Source organism: Aeromicrobium sp. PE09-221, from assembly GCF_002174305.1.
In the GTDB taxonomy this organism is placed as follows: domain Bacteria; phylum Actinomycetota; class Actinomycetes; order Propionibacteriales; family Nocardioidaceae; genus Aeromicrobium.
In genome coordinates this window covers 36,152-51,324 of the sequence record NZ_MIJB01000027.1, presented here as the reverse complement: position 1 = coordinate 51,324, position 15,173 = coordinate 36,152, and the positions used below count along the sequence as shown (strand labels likewise).

The window sequence follows — 15,173 nt, the reverse complement described above, 5'->3', positions numbered from 1 at the left end:
CCTCGGTACGGCCCGGGCCCGTGGTGCCGGAGGTGCGTGACTACAGTGGCCTGGTGGCGATCTGGAAAGCGACCGAAGGGGCATCGACCGACCCGATCGGCGGACCGAGCGTGGTGACGATCGGCGTCTTCGACGGTGTCCACCGGGGCCATCAGCAGGTGTTGGCCGCTGTCCGGAGCAGAGCTGCGGCCCGTGGTGCCACATCGGTCGCCGTTACCTTCGATCCCCATCCCGTCGCCGTCCTGGCTCCCGACAAGGCACCCGCGCGACTCACCACCCTCGACCGGCGCGTGGAGCTGCTGCACGAACACGGTGCTGAGGAGGTGCGGGTGCTGGCCTTCTCGGCTGAGATGTCGGCATGGAGCCCGCAGGAGTTCATCGACCGCGTCATCGTCGACCAGACGCACTGCCAGGAGCTGATCGTAGGGGAGAACTTCCGCTTCGGCCGGCGTGCAGCGGGCACCGTCGAGACCTTGCACGAGGCAGGACGAACCGCGGGGTTCGCGGTCGAAGGTTGGGTCCTCGCGGGTGACGGGCAGGTGTTCTCGTCCACCCGCGCACGCCGGGCGATCGCTGGGGGCGACCTGGCGGCGGCGGCATCGGTCCTCGGACGCCCGCATGAGATCAGCGGCACGGTCACTCCCGGTGATCGCCGTGGCCGCGAGCTGGGTTTCCCGACCGCGAATGTCCCGGTCGACGAGTCATACGCCGTGCCGCCCGACGGCGTTTACGCCGGCCGTCTGGTGCGCGCTGGGAGAGAGCGGCTTCCCGCGGCGATCTCGATCGGCACCAATCCGACCTTCGAGGGGGTCGCTGGGCGCCGCGTGGAGTCCTATGTGCTCGATCGTGACGATCTCGATCTTTACGGCGAGGCCGTGCGCGTGGAGCTCGTGGAGTCTCTGCGCCCTATGGTGGCCTTCGACTCCGTCGATGCGCTCGTGGTCCAGATGGAAGCCGATGTCGCGGCGGCACGCCGAGTTCTCGATTAACGTTCCGTCGTCACTCGCTGCTATCCTGGCTGGTGCCGTCAGAACGGCCACGGATTCCAGTGCCCCGGTGAACAGGCCCGGGCGCGCCGTGCAACGAGTGAACCCCAGAGGAGAACAGTGTCGAAGAAGACTGCTGCGCCCACCGTCGCAGAGCTGCCCAAAGACGAGATCATCAAGCAGTATGCGCTGAGCGAGGGCGACACCGGCTCTCCTGAGGTTCAGATCGCGCTGCTCAGCAAGCGCATCGCGCAGCTCACCGAGCATCTCAAGGAGCACAAGCACGATCACCACAGCCGTCGTGGTCTGCTGCTGCTCGTCGGCCAGCGTCGTCGTCTGCTCAACTACCTGCAGAACAACGACATCGAGCGTTACCGCTCGCTGATCGAGCGCCTCGGCCTGCGCCGCTGACCCGCTGAAGCGGCCGTCCCCTCGTGGGACGGCCGCTTTCGCACAACTGAACACCACCGACGAGGTCGGCCCGTCACGCTCGGTCCTCGGTAGTGGCCCGCGGAGCCCCTGGGTTCCGAGGGCCTCGATCGAAGACCGGCGATCGGCCACATGGCCCTGTCAGGCCGCCTCGTCCTGACAGCAGGCTTTGCCTGCGGAGAGGACACTCATGTCCGATCAGACTGTCCACGAAGTCGAGACCGTCATCGACAATGGCTCCTTCGGTACCCGCACCGTGCGCTTCGAGACGGGCCTATTGGCTCGTCAGGCTGCCGGTTCGGTCGCCGCCTATCTCGACGACGACACCATGCTGCTGAGCGCCACCACGGCGGGCAAGCATCCCAAGGATCATTTCGACTTCTTCCCCCTCACGGTCGATGTCGAGGAACGCATGTACGCCGCGGGACGTATCCCCGGCTCATTCTTCCGCCGAGAGGGCCGTCCCAGCGAGGACGCCATCCTCACCTGTCGGCTCATCGACCGGCCGCTGCGCCCCACCTTCAAGAAGGGCCTGCGCAACGAGGTCCAGGTCGTCATCACCGTGATGGCTCTGAACCCCGACTCGCCCTACGACGTGCTGGCGATCAATGCCGCCTCGGCCTCGACGCAGATCTCCGGTCTGCCGTTCAACGGCCCGATCGGCGCGACCCGTGTCGCGCTCATCGACGGCCAGTGGGTCGCCTTCCCGTCCCACAGCCAGCTCGAGAACGCCGTCTTCGACATGGTCATCGCCGGCCGGGTCGCCGGAGACGATGTCGCGATCATGATGGTCGAGGCGGAGTCCACCGAGGCCACCTGGGATCTGGTCCAGGGCGGCGTCCAGGCGCCGACCGAGGAGATCGTCGCCGGCGGAATCGAGGCAGCCAAGCCGTTCATCCGCCAGCTCTGTGAGGCCCAGGCCGAGCTGGCCAATGCCGCTGCCAAGGAGGTCCGGGACTTCCCCGTCTTCCTCGACTACGAGGACGATGCCTACGAGGCCGTCGCCGAGATCGCCAGTGATGACATGCGCGAGGCGCTGACGATCGTCAGCAAGGCCGAGCGCGAGGAGCGCGAGTCCGAGATCAAGGCCAAGGTTGTCGAGCGGCTCGCCGATCGTTTCGACGGCCGTGAGAAGGAGCTCGGTGCTGCGCTGCGTTCGCTCACCAAGTCCCTCGTGCGCGATCGTGTCCTCCGCGACAAGGTCCGCATCGACGGCCGCGGTCTGGCCGATATCCGCGAGCTGAGCGCGGAGGTCGGCGTCATCCCGCGCGTGCACGGCTCGGCCCTGTTCCAGCGCGGTGAGACGCAGATCCTCGGTGTCACCACGCTCAACATGCTCGACCTCGAGCAGAAGCTCGACACGCTGAGCCCCGAGACGACGCGTCGTTACATGCACAACTACAACTTCCCGCCGTTCTCGACCGGCGAGACCGGTCGTGTGGGTTCGCCGAAGCGCCGTGAGATCGGTCACGGCGCTCTGGCCGGCCGTGCTCTGATCCCGGTGCTGCCGACGCGCGAGGAGTTCCCGTACGCGATCCGCCAGGTCTCCGAGGCCCTCAGCTCCAATGGCTCGACCTCGATGGGCTCGGTGTGCGCATCGACCCTGGGGCTGCTCAATGCCGGTGTGCCCCTGCGCGCCCCGGTCGCGGGCATCGCGATGGGCCTCATCTCCGGTGAGGTCGATGGGCAGACGCAGTACGTCACGCTCACCGATATCCTGGGCGCCGAGGATGCCTTCGGCGACATGGACTTCAAGGTCGCCGGTACGCGGGAGTTCGTCACCGCGCTGCAGCTGGACACCAAGCTCGACGGCATCCCCGCCGACGTGCTCGCCGGTGCCCTGACGCAGGCGCGCGATGCTCGTCTGACGATCCTCGATGTCATGGCCGAGGCGATCAGCGAGCCCGACGAGATGAGTCCGCACGCCCCGCGCATCATCACGATCAAGGTTCCGGTCGACAAGATCGGCGAGGTCATCGGCCCCAAGGGCAAGATGATCAACCAGATCCAGGACGACACGGGCGCCAAGATCTCGATCGACGACGACGGCACCGTCTACATCGGTGCCGAGGGCGGCGACGCGGCGGATGCGGCCAAGAGCGCCATCAACGCGATCGCCAATCCGACGATGCCCGAGGTCGGCGAGCGCTACCTCGGCACGGTCGTCAAGACGGTCGATTTCGGCGCCTTCATCTCACTGCTGCCGGGCAAGGATGGACTGTTGCACATCAGCAAGCTCCGCGACCTGAACGACGGCCAGCGCGTCAACAATGTCGAGGACGTCGTTTCGGTCGGCCAGAAGATCCAGGTCGAGATCGCCGAGGTCGGCGATCGAGGCAAGCTCTCGCTCATCCCGGTCGTCGAGAAGTCGGCCGAGGCGGAGGCTCCGGCCGAGGCCTGATCTCCTCGTCCCACGACGACGCCCCGGCACTCGCTGCCGGGGCGTCGTCGCGTCCCCGGGTGTCTCCTAGGCGGCAGTAGACCATCAACCCTTCCGGGACTGTGAAGGTACGCGTCAACCTTTCCCGGAGCCGATGAGGTTGATGCTCTACCGCTCACACCGATTCGCCTACCCGCCCGACGTTCCTGCCCCGCCCGCTCCTACGATCGAGTCATGACACGAGTGGCTGTGCTGGGTGCCCGAGGACGCATGGGATCGACATCGGTCAACGCGATCGAGGCAGCCGACGACCTCGATCTGGTGGCCGCGGTGGACAAGGACGACTCGATCGAGACGCTCGCGGAGTCCGGTGCCGAGGCCGCGCTGGTGTTCACGACCCCTGATGCCGCGATGGATCAGGTGCGATGGTGTGTGGAACACGGCGTCCACGTCGTGATCGGCACGTCCGGATTCGGCGATGACAAAGTCGCGCAGCTGCGCGAGCTGGCCGCCGACCACGCGGGTGTCGGCATCCTCGTGGTGCCCAATTTCTCGATCGGTGCCGTGCTGATGATGCGATTCGCGGCCCTCGCGGCGCCCTTCTTCGAGTCCGTCGAGGTCATCGAGATGCACCACCCGGACAAGGTCGATGCCCCGTCGGGGACGGCGGTCCGCACCGCCGAGATGATCGCCGCGGCACGTGCCGAGGCTGGCTCGGCCGCACTGCCGGACGCGACCACGATCGACCCTGACGGTGCCCGCGGCGCGACGGTGGCGGGCATCCCCGTCCACGCGGTGCGAGCCCGGGGCTTCACGGCGTCCCAGGAGGTGCTCTTCGGCGATCCAGGGGAGATCTTCAGCATCCGGCACGACTCGTCGAGCCGGGAGAGCTTCATGCCGGGGGTGGTGGCCGCTCTACGAACGGTGGCCGACCATCCCGGCGTCACCGTCGGCCTGGACTCCGTCCTCGGCCTCACCGACTGATTCAGGAGCACTTCGTGCAGACGCGACAGATCCGCCTCGCCCGCCGACCGGTGGGGGAGCCGGTCGATGACGACTACGAGTTCACCACGCGCGACCTCCCGCCGTTGCAGGACGGACAGGTGTTGCTGCGCACGATCTACCTGTCGTTGGATCCCTATATGCGCGGCCGGATGAGCGACGCGAAGTCCTATGCGCAGCCGTTGGAGATCGGCGACCTCATGCTCGGGCAGACGGTGTGTGAGGTGGTCGAATCGGCTTCGGATCGCCGGTCGGTCGGCGATATCGTCCTCGCGTTCACCGGGTGGCAGACGCATGCGGTGGTGCCGGGCAAACACACCCGCAAGCTCGATCCGTCCGCTGTGCCGATCACGACGGCGCTCGGGGTGTTGGGCATGCCCGGATTCACCGCGTACGCGGGACTGCTGGCGATCGGACGTCCGCAGGCCGGTGAGACCGTGGTCGTGGCGGCGGCGACCGGACCCGTGGGCTCGGCCGTCGGCCAGATCGCACGGGTCAAGGGTGCTCGTGCGGTCGGCATCGCCGGGGGAGAGCACAAGTGTCGGGCGCTGGTCGACGACTTCGGTTTCGACGCCGCAGTCGACCACCGCGTTCCGGACTTCGTGGACCAGCTGGCCGCCTCGACGCCCGATGGCGTCGACGTGTACTTCGAGAATGTCGGCGGTCGGGTGACCAATGCCGTGATCGATCGATTCAATCCCTTCGCGCGCATGCCGGTATGTGGCGTGATCTCGGGGTACAACGCGGTCGACGGTCTCGCAGATGCCGACCGGCTGGCACCCGACTTCCTTCATCGGATCCTGGTGGACCGGCTCACGATCCGCGGCTTCATCCAGGATGAGTTCATCGAGAGTCACCATGAGGACTTCGTCCGCGACATGACCGCGTGGGTGGGCGATGGCCGCGTGCGGTACCGCGAGGACATCGTCGAGGGCCTCGACCAGGCCCCCGAGGCCTTCCGCGGTCTCCTCGCCGGTCGCAACTTCGGCAAGCTCCTCGTCCGCGTCGGCGACGACCCCACCTGACCTGACCCACTTTTGGCCGCTTGTGGCCCGTTCTACTACTGAGTAAGGGGCCACAAGCGGCCACATCTCGGCCCGGGAGGTGCTGGCTCGGCCCGGGAGGTGCGCGTGGACCGGAGGTCAGGTGAGGAGGCGGAGGAAGGCGGCGCTGGCGGCAGCCGCGCCGACGACCACCAGGAAGGGCATCCGCCACCACAGCAGAACTCCCGCCACCACCAGAGCCAGCATACGAGCGTCGATCGTCAGGGCGCTGCCGTCGCCGACCACCTGCACCGCGACCAGAGCACCGAGTAGCGCGACCGGGATCAGAGCGGCGGCTCGCACGGTCCACGGGTGGTCGAGGACCCGGGCGGGAAGCGACAGCCCGGCGAGCTTCAGCACGTAGCAGCCCGCTGCGGTGAGCAGGAGCCCGATCCACAGCTCAGTCATCGTGAGCCCCAGCCCGTTTCTGGAGCAGCAGTCCGGCCAGCAGCGCGAGGCCGCCACCGACGATGATCGGAACGCCGGCGGGAGAGAGGGGCACGAGCCCGAGGGCGATCGCGGCGGCGAGGATCGCGACCCCCCGCGTGATCGCCGAGTCGAGTCGTGGCCACAGCAGCGCAAGGAAGGCGGCTCCGACGGCCGCGTCCAGCCCGAAGTCGCGCGGGTCTCCGATCGCGGTGCCGGCGAGCGCCCCCAGGAAGGTGAACAGGTTCCACAGCACGAAGACCGCGCCACCCGTCCAGTAGAACGCCAGCCGAGCCTGGTGCGCCGTCGGGCGGGTGACGGCCATGGCCGTCGACTCGTCGATCACGAGCTGCGCGGCGAGCGGTCGTCGCCAGCCCCGGACGTCCAGCAACCGGGCGAGGCTCAACCCGTAGAAGAGATTGCGCCCGCCGAGCAGCACCGAGGTGACGGCCCCCGCGAGCGGAGAGCCCCCGGAGGCGATGACCCCGACGTAGGCGAACTGCGAGGCACCGGTGAACATCAGCAGTGACATCGCACAGGCCTGCCATATGCTCATCCCGGCGGCGGTCGCCAGCGCGCCGAAGGAGACCCCATAGGCTCCCGTGGCGAGACCCACGCCCAATGAGTCGGTGATGATCGCGCGGTCGGACGAAGCAGTGCTCACGCCAGCCCCGTGTGCAGCCTGACCTGTCGGAGGGTCGCACCGGTCTCGGCCGCCAGCTCGCGGTGTGCGCCGTCGGCGGCCCACCCCGCGGCCGTCGCGAAGGCCCGCGTGGTGTCGTCGGTGGAGCCCAGCCACCAGACGGCCCGGGTGAACCGATCCGCGCGCAAGGTGTCGGCACAGGCCTGCAGCAACCGCGATCCATGGCCCTGCCCGCGGTGCTCGGAGTCGATCACGAACTCGCCGATCTCTCCATCGGCGACCCGGTCGGCATCCTCGTCGTGGCAGGGGTGGACGAGCGCGAAACCGCGGACCGTCGCCCTCTCGAGCGCGACGATGACCCGCTGCCGCGCATCGCGGGGAGCGGCGATGACCTGCCGCCAGCGTTCGGCGAGGTCGTGCGGGCGCAGGGAGTCGAGCTGGTCACCCAGCACATCGGTGAAGCTCTCGCGCCAGGACTCGGCCTGGAGCGCAGCGATCGCCTCGACGTCATCGGGCCAGGCGAGTCTCGCGCTGACATCCGCAGTCGTCATCCGCGGGTCCCGCTCACGACGCCTCGCGCAGGTAGGATCTACCGCCATCGCGGTCGAGGCGGCGCTCCGCCCGCTCGAAGGATGCCTGGGAGGGCCAGAGCAGAGCGAACATCGCCACGATGCTCGGCACACCGGCGATGAGCAGCGGCCAGGCTCCGTGATCGACGAGGAAGCTCACGACGACGCCGATCAACAAGGGCGCCTCCAAGACGGCGTACCGCACCATCACATTGGCGCGGAAGGCTCCGAGCGCCCGCGCCATGGCCTCGTCACGGGGGGTCCCGATCGCGATGGCCGGCAGCTGGGCACCCAGAAAGCGCGCGAGCCCGACCGCTGCTGCGACGAGTGCCAGTAGACCCACGGTGAGCAGCACCGGGGGGAGTTCGTGGTCACTGATACCGCCGACGATGAGGAAGACCGCGATGAGGATGAAGACCGGCGCGGTCAGCAGTGACATCAGCAGGGTGCGTAGCGCGTCGCGACCCGACGGCGTGGGCTCGGTCATGGTTCCGAGTCTGTCACACGGCCGACCGGCCGAGGATCACGAGTCGAAGGCCTCGACCAGTCCCGACGGAGTGCCGTCGGCCTCCAGCGCGGTGGCCACCCGTGTGGTGTTGCGCACCGTCGGCCAGGTCTCGACGGCGATCACCACGACCGTCGCGATGGCGAGGACGATCACCGGCCAACCGCCGTAGGACATGACGAAGGCGTAGAGGATCGCGAGCAGGAGCGGGATCTCCAGCACGAAGAGGGCTCGCGCGAGGTGACGCTGGTAGTGCGCGAGCGAGGCTCCCAGCGCCGTGTCGGCGTCGAGGCCGGCCGGGAGAGGCGGGATCCGCGTCCACGACCTCTCGACGTTCACGACGGCGGCGACCAGGACGGCCGCGAGTCCGCCGAGGGCCCAGAGGGGAGGGAAGGGCTCCGCCGTGCCGCCGAGGGCGAGCGCGAGGATGGCGGATAAGACGCTGGTGGTGACCAGCTGGGTGATGACGAGGCCGCGCAGTTGCCGGACCTGCGGGGCGTGGCGCTCGTCCATGGGTTCCTCTCCTCGGTGGGTGCTCAGTATTCCACGGCGCGCGCGTGAGGCGGTCGGAACGTCGTCGCCGAGCGGTAGGCTGAGTGCCATGCGGGCCTACCTCGATCTCGTTCAGCGCATCCTCGACGATGGCACCGAGAAGTCCGATCGCACCGGTACCGGCACGCTCAGCGTGTTCGGGCATCAGCTGCGGTTCGACCTCTCCGAGGGCTTTCCCCTCGTCACCACCAAGAAGGTGCATCTGCGCTCGGTCGTGGGGGAGCTGATCTGGTTCATCTCCGGTGACACGAATGTGCGCTATCTCCATGAGAACCGGATCTCGATCTGGGACGAGTGGGCCGACGAGAAGGGCGACCTCGGCCCCGTCTACGGGCATCAGTGGCGTTCATGGCCGGCCCCCGACGGCCGGCACATCGACCAGCTCGCCCGCGTGATCGAGAACCTGCGGAGCGACCCGGACTCGCGGCGCCACCTGGTGAGCGCCTGGAATGTCGCCGATCTGGACCAGATGGCCTTGGCCCCGTGCCATGCCTTCTTCCAGTTCTATGTGGCCGATGGCAAGCTCTCGTGCCAGCTCTATCAGCGCTCGGGCGATGTCTTCCTCGGCGTGCCGTTCAATATCGCCTCCTACGCCTTGCTCACGCATATGGTCGCCCAGGTCACCGGCCTGGAGGTCGGCGACTTCGTGCACACGCTCGGCGATGCCCACCTGTACCTCAATCACCTCGACCAGGCGCGCGAGCAGCTCACGCGCGAGCCGCGTCCGCTGCCCCGGCTCCAGCTCGATCCCTCGGTCCGTTCGATCGAGGACTTCGCGATCGAGTCGGTCGAGGTGGTGGGCTACGATCCGCATCCGGCGATCAAGGCCCCCGTCGCCGTATGAACGACGAGCGGCTGCCTCGCACCACGCTGGTGGTGGCGATCGGCGCCAACGGCGTGATCGGCCGCGACGGTGGGATGCCGTGGCCACGGACGGGCGATCAAGTCCAGTTCAAGGAGTTGACCTGGGGTCATCCCCTCGTCATGGGCCGGGCCACCTACGACTCGATCGGACGACCACTGCCGGGGCGTACGTCGATCGTGCTGACCCGCGACGAGTCCTGGGACCCCGGGCACGAGGAGGTCCGCGTCGTCCATGACCTGGATGCGGCGCTGAGCCTTGCCCACGATATCGACGACGACGCCTTCATCATCGGCGGCGCGCAGGTGTACGAGGCCGCGCGGGATGCCGATGTCGTCGATCGTCTTGTGGTCACCCACGTCGCCCAGTCGCCCGAGGGCGATGCCTGGTTCGCTCCGATCGAGGATCGCTGGCGGCCGGTGCAGCGTGAACAGTACGACGGCTACGAGATCGTCACGTACGCGCGCCACCGGGACTGACGCCGACGGCGGGATCGATGCCGGTGCGCAGTCGCCACGCCACGAGGGCGACATGCAGGCCCAGCACGGACTCGGCGTCCTCCAGGGAGATGCCGAGCGAGGTCTCGATCCTCTCCAGGCGGGCGTACAGGGACTGACGGCGGATGCCGAGGCGCTGCGCCGCGAGTGTCTTGGACCGTCCTAGCGCGAGGTACGCGTCGAGTGTGCTCACCAGCGATCCCTGAGTCCGGCGGTCTGAGGCGAGGAGCGGGCCGAGCTGTTCTGCGACGAGGGCGTCGATGCGATCGGCGCTGAGCCCTCCGGCCACGAGGCGTTGCACACCGACATCGCGCGCTAGCAGCACTCGCGTATCGCCCGCCCGGGCATCGGCCAAGCGCACGACATCGCGGGCCGTGTGGAGCGCCGATGGAAGATCGGTCAGGCGCTCGCAGGGCATGGCCGCGCCGATGGTGACGTCGACGCCGCTGGTCGCCAGGGCCTGGTGTCCCTCGCGGAGCAGCTCGCGCAGGCGGCGCGGCGTGGTGCTGGGGCCGACGCTGAGCAGGACCACGACGAGGTGGCCGAGGGTCCCCGCAGCGAGCGATCCCGTGAGTGCCGGCCAGTCCGCCTCGACTCGGCTGAGGCAGGCGCCGGGGTCCGCGTGGGGATCGACGGCGATCGCTGTGATGTTCCGTCCGGACGTGATCAGCCCGGCCCCTTCCAGGCGGCCGGCTATCTCATCGTGTGACAGCAGCGCTCCGGCATTGAGATCGCTGAGGAGGGCTTGGGACAGGGTAGGTCGCCAGCCGACATCGCGATATCGGGCGAGCTCGAGGGTGAGCGCCGTGGCGGCGCGGTCGGCGAGCCGCTCGAGTCGGGCATCGGGTGTGCCGCACAGCAGTCGCACGGTCCCGAGGATCCGGTGGCGACTCCGGAGTTGGGCGCTGGCGCCCGCTCCGTCGTGCAGGCGCACGGTGCTGATGCGGCTCTGCTCGACGACATGGCCATCGGGGTCGAGCAACTCCGCGGCACACCCAGCCATCCGGGCCAGTTGGTCGAGCACGGCCTGGGGACCCGCGCCTTCGACGACGAGGTCGAGCAGCCCTGCCCACCCGGCGTCCTCGTCCGCGGCACCGATGCGGGCACGGACGGCGAGCTCGTGGAAGTCCTCGACCATCCGCACGAAGGGGACGATCCGCGGGAACACCAGGAAGGCCAGCCCGGCGCGACGAGCCGCGTCGACCATGGCCTCCGGCGGATCCAGGAAGGACCGGCCGAGCTCGAGGGCGAGGGCCGCGCATCCCGCGCGGGCCAGGGAGCTCACGTACTCGTCCAGCTGCTCGGTATCGGCACCGTGGAGCCCCAGCCCGGTCGTCAGCAGGAGCTCGCCCCCGGCGAGCAGGCCGCTCATCTCGTAGACCTCCGAGGAGTGCACCCAGCGGATGTCGATGGAGTCGGCGTCCCCGGTCAGCACCGTGGCGCCCGCGGCCCGGAACGAGGGGAGCCGCAGTACCTCGGCGAGCGATGCGAGCATGAAGGCCTCCTGAGACGTGGTGTCCAACAGCCTAGGACCTCAACGTGACAGATTGTCCTTTGACCACCGGGGAGTCCACTGATGAAGTGATCTAGATCTCATTGTCTTGTTAAAGGAGCGTTTTCATGACCCTGACCGATGACGACCGCCGTTTCCTCGATCTGGCGATCGAGCAAGCTCAGATCGGCTGGGACGAAGGCGGAGTCCCGATCGGATCGGTGCTAGTCCGCGGCGACGAGGTGCTCGCCGTGGGCCGCAACCGGCGTTTCCAGATGAACAGCGCGATCCGTCACGGGGAGACCGACTGCATCGAGAATGCCGGACGCCTCCCTGCTCGCGTCTACCGCGAGAGCGTCCTCTATACGACCCTCTCGCCCTGTTATATGTGCGCCGGCACGGCGGTCATGTACGAGATCCCTCGGATCGTGATCGGCGAGAACCGCAACTTCCAGGCCAGCGAGGACTGGTTGCGTTCCTTCGGCAAGGAGATCGTCGTCGCCGACGACCCCGCGTGCCGGGCTCTGATGGAGAAGATGCTCGCGGAGCGTCCGGAGTTGTGGGCCGAGGACATCGGGGAGGAAGCATGAGCGCGCCCCGGACCGAGATGTGCTCCCAGCTCGTCGACCGAGGGAGGGCTCCGTTGACGAATAGGGAGCACACCTCGGTACAAACCGCGGGGGTCGTGCGATGAGTCAGAGCGCCGAACCGGCCGACGGAGGAGCCGTCGATCCGGATTACCCCGTCACACCCGTCCCTCCGCATGCGCGCAAGACCTTCTTCTCGCTGGCGGTCGTGCTCCTGGGATTCACGGTGTTCACGCCGACGATGCTGGCAGGCGCCGAGCTGGGCATCGCCTTCAGCTTCGGCGATCTGCTGCTGATGATCGCCCTGGGATCGATCATCCTCGGCACCTATGTGGTGCTGCTGGGCTGGATCGGCGCCCGGACGGGTCTCACCACCGTGGTCATGGCGCGTTACAGCCTGGGCACCCGAGGATCCAAGCTCGCCTCGGTCCTCCTCGGCGGCACCCAGATCGGCTGGTATGGCGTCATCATCGGCACGGTCGGCGAGCTCACCGCACAGGCGATGGGGTGGGAGTCCTTCGCGGCGAAGGCGGCCGTGATGATCGCCTCCAGCGCCCTGATGTGCCTTACCGCCTGCTACGGCTACCGCGGCATGTACTGGGTCTCGCTCGTGGCGACCCCGCTGATCCTCGTCCTGGCGGTCTGGGTGGTCTTCCGCTCACTGGACGAGGTCGGCGGATGGGATGCCTTCCTCGGCATCGAGCCGAGCACCTCGATGACGGCCGCCGTGGCCATCACCACCGTGGTCGGGACCTTCGTCTCGGCCGGCACGCAGGCGCCGAACTGGACGCGTTTCGCGCGCAGCGGCTCCCAGGCGATGTGGGCGTGCCTCATCGCCTTCTTGTTCGGCAACGGCCTGATGATCCTCTTCGGCGCGATCGGAGCGATCACCTTCGGCGAGGGCGACTTCGTCCTGGTGCTCTATCAGCTCGGTCTCGTCGGCTGGGGGCTGTTCCTGCTCTTCGGCAATCTGTGGAAGTCGAATGCGGACACCGCCTATGCCTTCGGTGTGGCCGGCGCCGAGTTGTTCGAGCGCCCGCGCAAAGTGCCCTTCATCATCGGCGGATCGATCATCGGCACGGTGCTCGCGCTCGCCGGGATGCATCAGCACCTCGTGCAGTACCTGGTCCTGTTGGGCATTTTCATTCCCCCACTGGGCGGCGTCATCATCGGCGACTATCTGGCGCGCTGGCGTCGTTCGCAGATGCCTCAGGGTGCGGTGCTGCCACGGTTCGACGTCATGAATCTCGGCGTCTACGCCGTCGCCAGCGCCCTGGCTTGGGCCTCGGATCACTGGGAGATCGCGATCCCGCCGCTCGTGGGCATCGTCGCGGCCATCGTCCTCACCACCGCGCTGCGCGCATCGGAGCGGACGAGAAGCACGACGACATAGTGTCAGGGCGATCGGGCATGATGACGGCGTGAACGACGACACCTTCCTCGAGGACACCTCCTCGCGACCAACCGGCGCCGGGCGTCGGAGCTTGACGCTGACCGACCGGTGGAATACGCCCTTGGGTAAGCCCAACGGCGGCTATCTGCTGGCCGCCATGCTCCGCGGGCTGGCCGAGGAGGTGCCCGAGGCGGGTGCGCCCCTCGTCGCGGCCGTCAGCTATCTGCGGTCGCCGGCCGTGGGGGAGGCGGAGCTGGAAACCGAGGTGATCCGTGCAGGCCGCAGGGTGCAGACCGCCACGGCACGGTTGGGCCAGGATGGGACCGAGGTGGCCCACCTCATCGCGAATTTCGGCGCGCGGAACGAGAGCGCCCGGCGCGAGGACTTCGCCGAGGCGCCGATCCTGCCCGAGCCGGACTCGTGCCTGGACCCGATCGCCGAGGGGATGCCTCCCGACGGCATCTTCGGCCAGGTCGAGTACCGGCTCCCGACGGCACCAGGGTGGGCCACCGACGCGCCCTCGGGGGATCCGACGGTGACCTTGTGGCAACGACTGCGTGGAGGGCGGGAGATCGACTTCCCGGCCCTCGCGCTGCTCTGTGACTCGTTCGCCCCGGCGGTCATGGAGATCGGCGAGAGTGGATCGATGACGGTGCAGTTGACGGTGCATCTGCGCCGGCTCCCGGCACCGGGCTGGATCGCGACCCGACTGTTCACGCGGCACGTGAGCGACGGGTACCACGAGGAGGACTGCGAGCTGTGGGACAGCGAGGGCAACCTCGTCGCGCAATCGCGGCAACTGGCGATCCTGCTCGGGTGATCCTGCACGGCGCCCACGGCGGACCAAGCGGTAGCCTCGGAGCATGACTTCGCCGCTCGCCTCGTCGTCCGCTCCGTTCGGCCGCGTGCTGACCGCCATGGTCACGCCGTTCACGGCCGACGGCAAGCTCGACCTGGACGCGGCACAGAAGGCGGCCTCTCACCTGGTCGACCTGGGCAACGACGGGATCGTGGTCTCCGGCACCACCGGCGAATCACCCACGACGACGGTGGCCGAGGACGGGGAGTTGCTGCGAGCCGTCCTCGACGCCATCGGCGATCGGGCGACCGTCATCGCCGGGGTGGGCACCAACGACACCCGCCACTCGATCGAACTCTCCGAGCAGGCCGCTCGGGCCGGTGCGCACGGGCTGCTGCTGGTGACGCCGTACTACTCCAAGCCGCCTCAGCGCGGCTTCGTGCAGCACGTCGAAGCCGTGGCCTCCGCGGGTGAGGGCACGCCGATCATGCTGTACGACATCCCGGGACGGACAGGGATGGCGATCGCCGAGGACACCTACCTGATCCTGGATCGGATCGACGAGGTCGTCGCGGTCAAGGACGCCGTCGGTGACCTGGAACGGGGCGCCTGGCTGCTGTCCAGCACCGGCCTGGCGCTGTACTCCGGTGACGACGCGCTGAACCTCGCCTGGCTCAGCATCGGGGCGGCGGGTGTCGTCAGCGTCGTCGGTCACGCCGCCGCTGGCCGGTACCGGGCGATGATCGAGGCCGTCGACGCCGGTGACCTGGCCGAGGCGCGCCGTCTCAACCTCGAGCTCGTGCCGCTGGTGCGGGCCATGATGACCCACACGCAGGGCGCCATGACGGCCAAGATCGCGCTGCACCTGCGCGGTGTCCTCGACTCGCTCGTCGTCCGGCCGCCGCTGCCGCCGATCGACGAGTCGGACATCGCGATCGTGCGCGAGGGTCTGGCCGCAGCCGGCCTGCTCGACTGATACGTGAGGAACTGGATGACCGAACGAACGAC

The 15,173-nt window shown here is 68.4% G+C and carries 17 protein-coding genes; 11 read left to right on the top strand and 6 right to left on the bottom strand.

Going from position 1 to position 15,173, the window contains the following annotated elements; all coding sequences use genetic code 11:
* Positions 1-53: 53 nt before the first annotated feature.
* The 5 genes from BHE97_RS14770 (at position 54) to BHE97_RS14750 (ending at position 5,822) form a co-directional block, all read left to right on the top strand.
* The gene (locus BHE97_RS14770; protein ID WP_236757713.1) at positions 54-989 is read left to right on the top strand and encodes a bifunctional riboflavin kinase/FAD synthetase; all 936 of its coding nucleotides are present in this window, start codon (positions 54-56) and stop codon (positions 987-989) included.
* A gap of 117 nt (positions 990-1,106) precedes the next feature.
* Complete coding sequence (gene rpsO, locus BHE97_RS14765; protein ID WP_343286121.1) at positions 1,107-1,397, top strand: 30S ribosomal protein S15; 291 nt, start codon at positions 1,107-1,109, stop codon at positions 1,395-1,397.
* Between the two features lie 208 nt (positions 1,398-1,605).
* Positions 1,606-3,816 carry a polyribonucleotide nucleotidyltransferase gene (locus BHE97_RS14760; protein ID WP_087624798.1) on the top strand — a complete coding sequence of 737 codons (2,211 nt, stop codon included), beginning with the start codon at positions 1,606-1,608 and terminating at the stop codon, positions 3,814-3,816.
* Positions 3,817-4,029: 213 nt separating this feature from the next.
* Positions 4,030-4,779, top strand: a complete 750-nt coding sequence (gene dapB, locus BHE97_RS14755) for a 4-hydroxy-tetrahydrodipicolinate reductase (RefSeq protein ID WP_087624797.1) — start codon at positions 4,030-4,032, stop codon at positions 4,777-4,779.
* A 14-nt stretch (positions 4,780-4,793) separates the two neighbouring features.
* Positions 4,794-5,822, top strand: coding sequence for an NADP-dependent oxidoreductase (locus BHE97_RS14750; protein ID WP_201791460.1), 1,029 nt, complete (start codon positions 4,794-4,796; stop codon positions 5,820-5,822).
* A 117-nt stretch (positions 5,823-5,939) separates the two neighbouring features.
* Here the strand turns inward: BHE97_RS14750 and BHE97_RS14745 are convergent, their stop codons facing one another.
* Genes BHE97_RS14745 through BHE97_RS14725 form a run of 5 tightly spaced genes read right to left on the bottom strand, consistent with a single transcriptional unit; the run spans position 5,940 to position 8,496 of the window.
* Entirely contained in the window at positions 5,940-6,248 is a 309-nt protein-coding gene (locus tag BHE97_RS14745) for an AzlD domain-containing protein (protein WP_087624795.1), read from the bottom strand.
* Positions 6,241-6,930, bottom strand: coding sequence for an AzlC family ABC transporter permease (locus BHE97_RS14740; protein ID WP_087624794.1), 690 nt, complete (start codon positions 6,928-6,930; stop codon positions 6,241-6,243). Before BHE97_RS14740 ends, BHE97_RS14745 begins: the two co-directional genes overlap by 8 nt.
* Positions 6,927-7,460 (bottom strand): GNAT family N-acetyltransferase, encoded by a 534-nt coding sequence (locus BHE97_RS14735; protein ID WP_087624793.1) that lies wholly within the window; start codon positions 7,458-7,460, stop codon positions 6,927-6,929. Before BHE97_RS14735 ends, BHE97_RS14740 begins: the two co-directional genes overlap by 4 nt.
* Before the next feature lie 13 nt (positions 7,461-7,473).
* The gene (locus BHE97_RS14730) at positions 7,474-7,965 is read right to left on the bottom strand and encodes a hypothetical protein (protein WP_087624792.1); all 492 of its coding nucleotides are present in this window, start codon (positions 7,963-7,965) and stop codon (positions 7,474-7,476) included.
* A 36-nt stretch (positions 7,966-8,001) separates the two neighbouring features.
* The gene (locus tag BHE97_RS14725; protein WP_060744931.1) at positions 8,002-8,496 is read right to left on the bottom strand and encodes a hypothetical protein; all 495 of its coding nucleotides are present in this window, start codon (positions 8,494-8,496) and stop codon (positions 8,002-8,004) included.
* Positions 8,497-8,584: 88 nt separating this feature from the next.
* Between BHE97_RS14725 and BHE97_RS14720 the strand changes: the two genes are divergently transcribed.
* Positions 8,585-9,379, top strand: a complete 795-nt coding sequence (locus BHE97_RS14720) for a thymidylate synthase (protein ID WP_087624791.1) — start codon at positions 8,585-8,587, stop codon at positions 9,377-9,379.
* On the top strand, positions 9,376-9,876 hold the full coding sequence (locus tag BHE97_RS14715) for a dihydrofolate reductase (RefSeq protein ID WP_087624790.1): 501 nt from the start codon (positions 9,376-9,378) through the stop codon (positions 9,874-9,876). Before BHE97_RS14720 ends, BHE97_RS14715 begins: the two co-directional genes overlap by 4 nt.
* Here BHE97_RS14715 and BHE97_RS14710 read toward each other — a convergent pair.
* Complete coding sequence (locus tag BHE97_RS14710; protein WP_087624789.1) at positions 9,851-11,389, bottom strand: PucR family transcriptional regulator; 1,539 nt, start codon at positions 11,387-11,389, stop codon at positions 9,851-9,853. The genes BHE97_RS14715 and BHE97_RS14710 overlap by 26 nt on opposite strands.
* A 125-nt stretch (positions 11,390-11,514) precedes the next feature.
* On the opposite strand from BHE97_RS14710, the gene BHE97_RS14705 reads away from it, so the two are divergent.
* The 4 genes from BHE97_RS14705 (at position 11,515) to dapA (ending at position 15,141) form a co-directional block, all read left to right on the top strand.
* Positions 11,515-11,976, top strand: coding sequence for a nucleoside deaminase (locus tag BHE97_RS14705; protein WP_087624788.1), 462 nt, complete (start codon positions 11,515-11,517; stop codon positions 11,974-11,976).
* 100 nt (positions 11,977-12,076) lie between these two features.
* Positions 12,077-13,366 (top strand): cytosine permease, encoded by a 1,290-nt coding sequence (gene codB, locus BHE97_RS14700; protein WP_087624787.1) that lies wholly within the window; start codon positions 12,077-12,079, stop codon positions 13,364-13,366.
* Between the two features lie 28 nt (positions 13,367-13,394).
* Positions 13,395-14,186 (top strand): thioesterase family protein, encoded by a 792-nt coding sequence (locus BHE97_RS14695; protein WP_170931442.1) that lies wholly within the window; start codon positions 13,395-13,397, stop codon positions 14,184-14,186.
* Positions 14,187-14,229: 43 nt separating this feature from the next.
* The gene (gene dapA / locus BHE97_RS14690) at positions 14,230-15,141 is read left to right on the top strand and encodes a 4-hydroxy-tetrahydrodipicolinate synthase (protein WP_087624785.1); all 912 of its coding nucleotides are present in this window, start codon (positions 14,230-14,232) and stop codon (positions 15,139-15,141) included.
* The last annotated feature ends 32 nt before the right edge of the window (positions 15,142-15,173 follow it).

Excerpts from the sequence above, each read along its gene's own strand:
- BHE97_RS14720 (WP_087624791.1), top strand. The coding sequence starts at position 8,585 with ATGCGGGCCTACCTCGATCTCGTTCAGCGCATCCTCGACGATGGCACC.
- codB (WP_087624787.1), top strand. The coding sequence starts at position 12,077 with ATGAGTCAGAGCGCCGAACCGGCCGACGGAGGAGCCGTCGATCCGGAT.
- BHE97_RS14735 (WP_087624793.1), bottom strand. The coding sequence starts at position 7,460 with ATGACGACTGCGGATGTCAGCGCGAGACTCGCCTGGCCCGATGACGTC.
- BHE97_RS14745 (WP_087624795.1), bottom strand. The coding sequence starts at position 6,248 with ATGACTGAGCTGTGGATCGGGCTCCTGCTCACCGCAGCGGGCTGCTAC.
- BHE97_RS14725 (WP_060744931.1), bottom strand. The coding sequence starts at position 8,496 with ATGGACGAGCGCCACGCCCCGCAGGTCCGGCAACTGCGCGGCCTCGTC.
- BHE97_RS14760 (WP_087624798.1), top strand. The coding sequence starts at position 1,606 with ATGTCCGATCAGACTGTCCACGAAGTCGAGACCGTCATCGACAATGGC.
- BHE97_RS14730 (WP_087624792.1), bottom strand. The coding sequence starts at position 7,965 with ATGACCGAGCCCACGCCGTCGGGTCGCGACGCGCTACGCACCCTGCTG.
- dapB (WP_087624797.1), top strand. The coding sequence starts at position 4,030 with ATGACACGAGTGGCTGTGCTGGGTGCCCGAGGACGCATGGGATCGACA.
- BHE97_RS14705 (WP_087624788.1), top strand. The coding sequence starts at position 11,515 with ATGACCCTGACCGATGACGACCGCCGTTTCCTCGATCTGGCGATCGAG.
- BHE97_RS14710 (WP_087624789.1), bottom strand. The coding sequence starts at position 11,389 with ATGCTCGCATCGCTCGCCGAGGTACTGCGGCTCCCCTCGTTCCGGGCC.
- BHE97_RS14715 (WP_087624790.1), top strand. The coding sequence starts at position 9,376 with ATGAACGACGAGCGGCTGCCTCGCACCACGCTGGTGGTGGCGATCGGC.
- dapA (WP_087624785.1), top strand. The coding sequence starts at position 14,230 with ATGACTTCGCCGCTCGCCTCGTCGTCCGCTCCGTTCGGCCGCGTGCTG.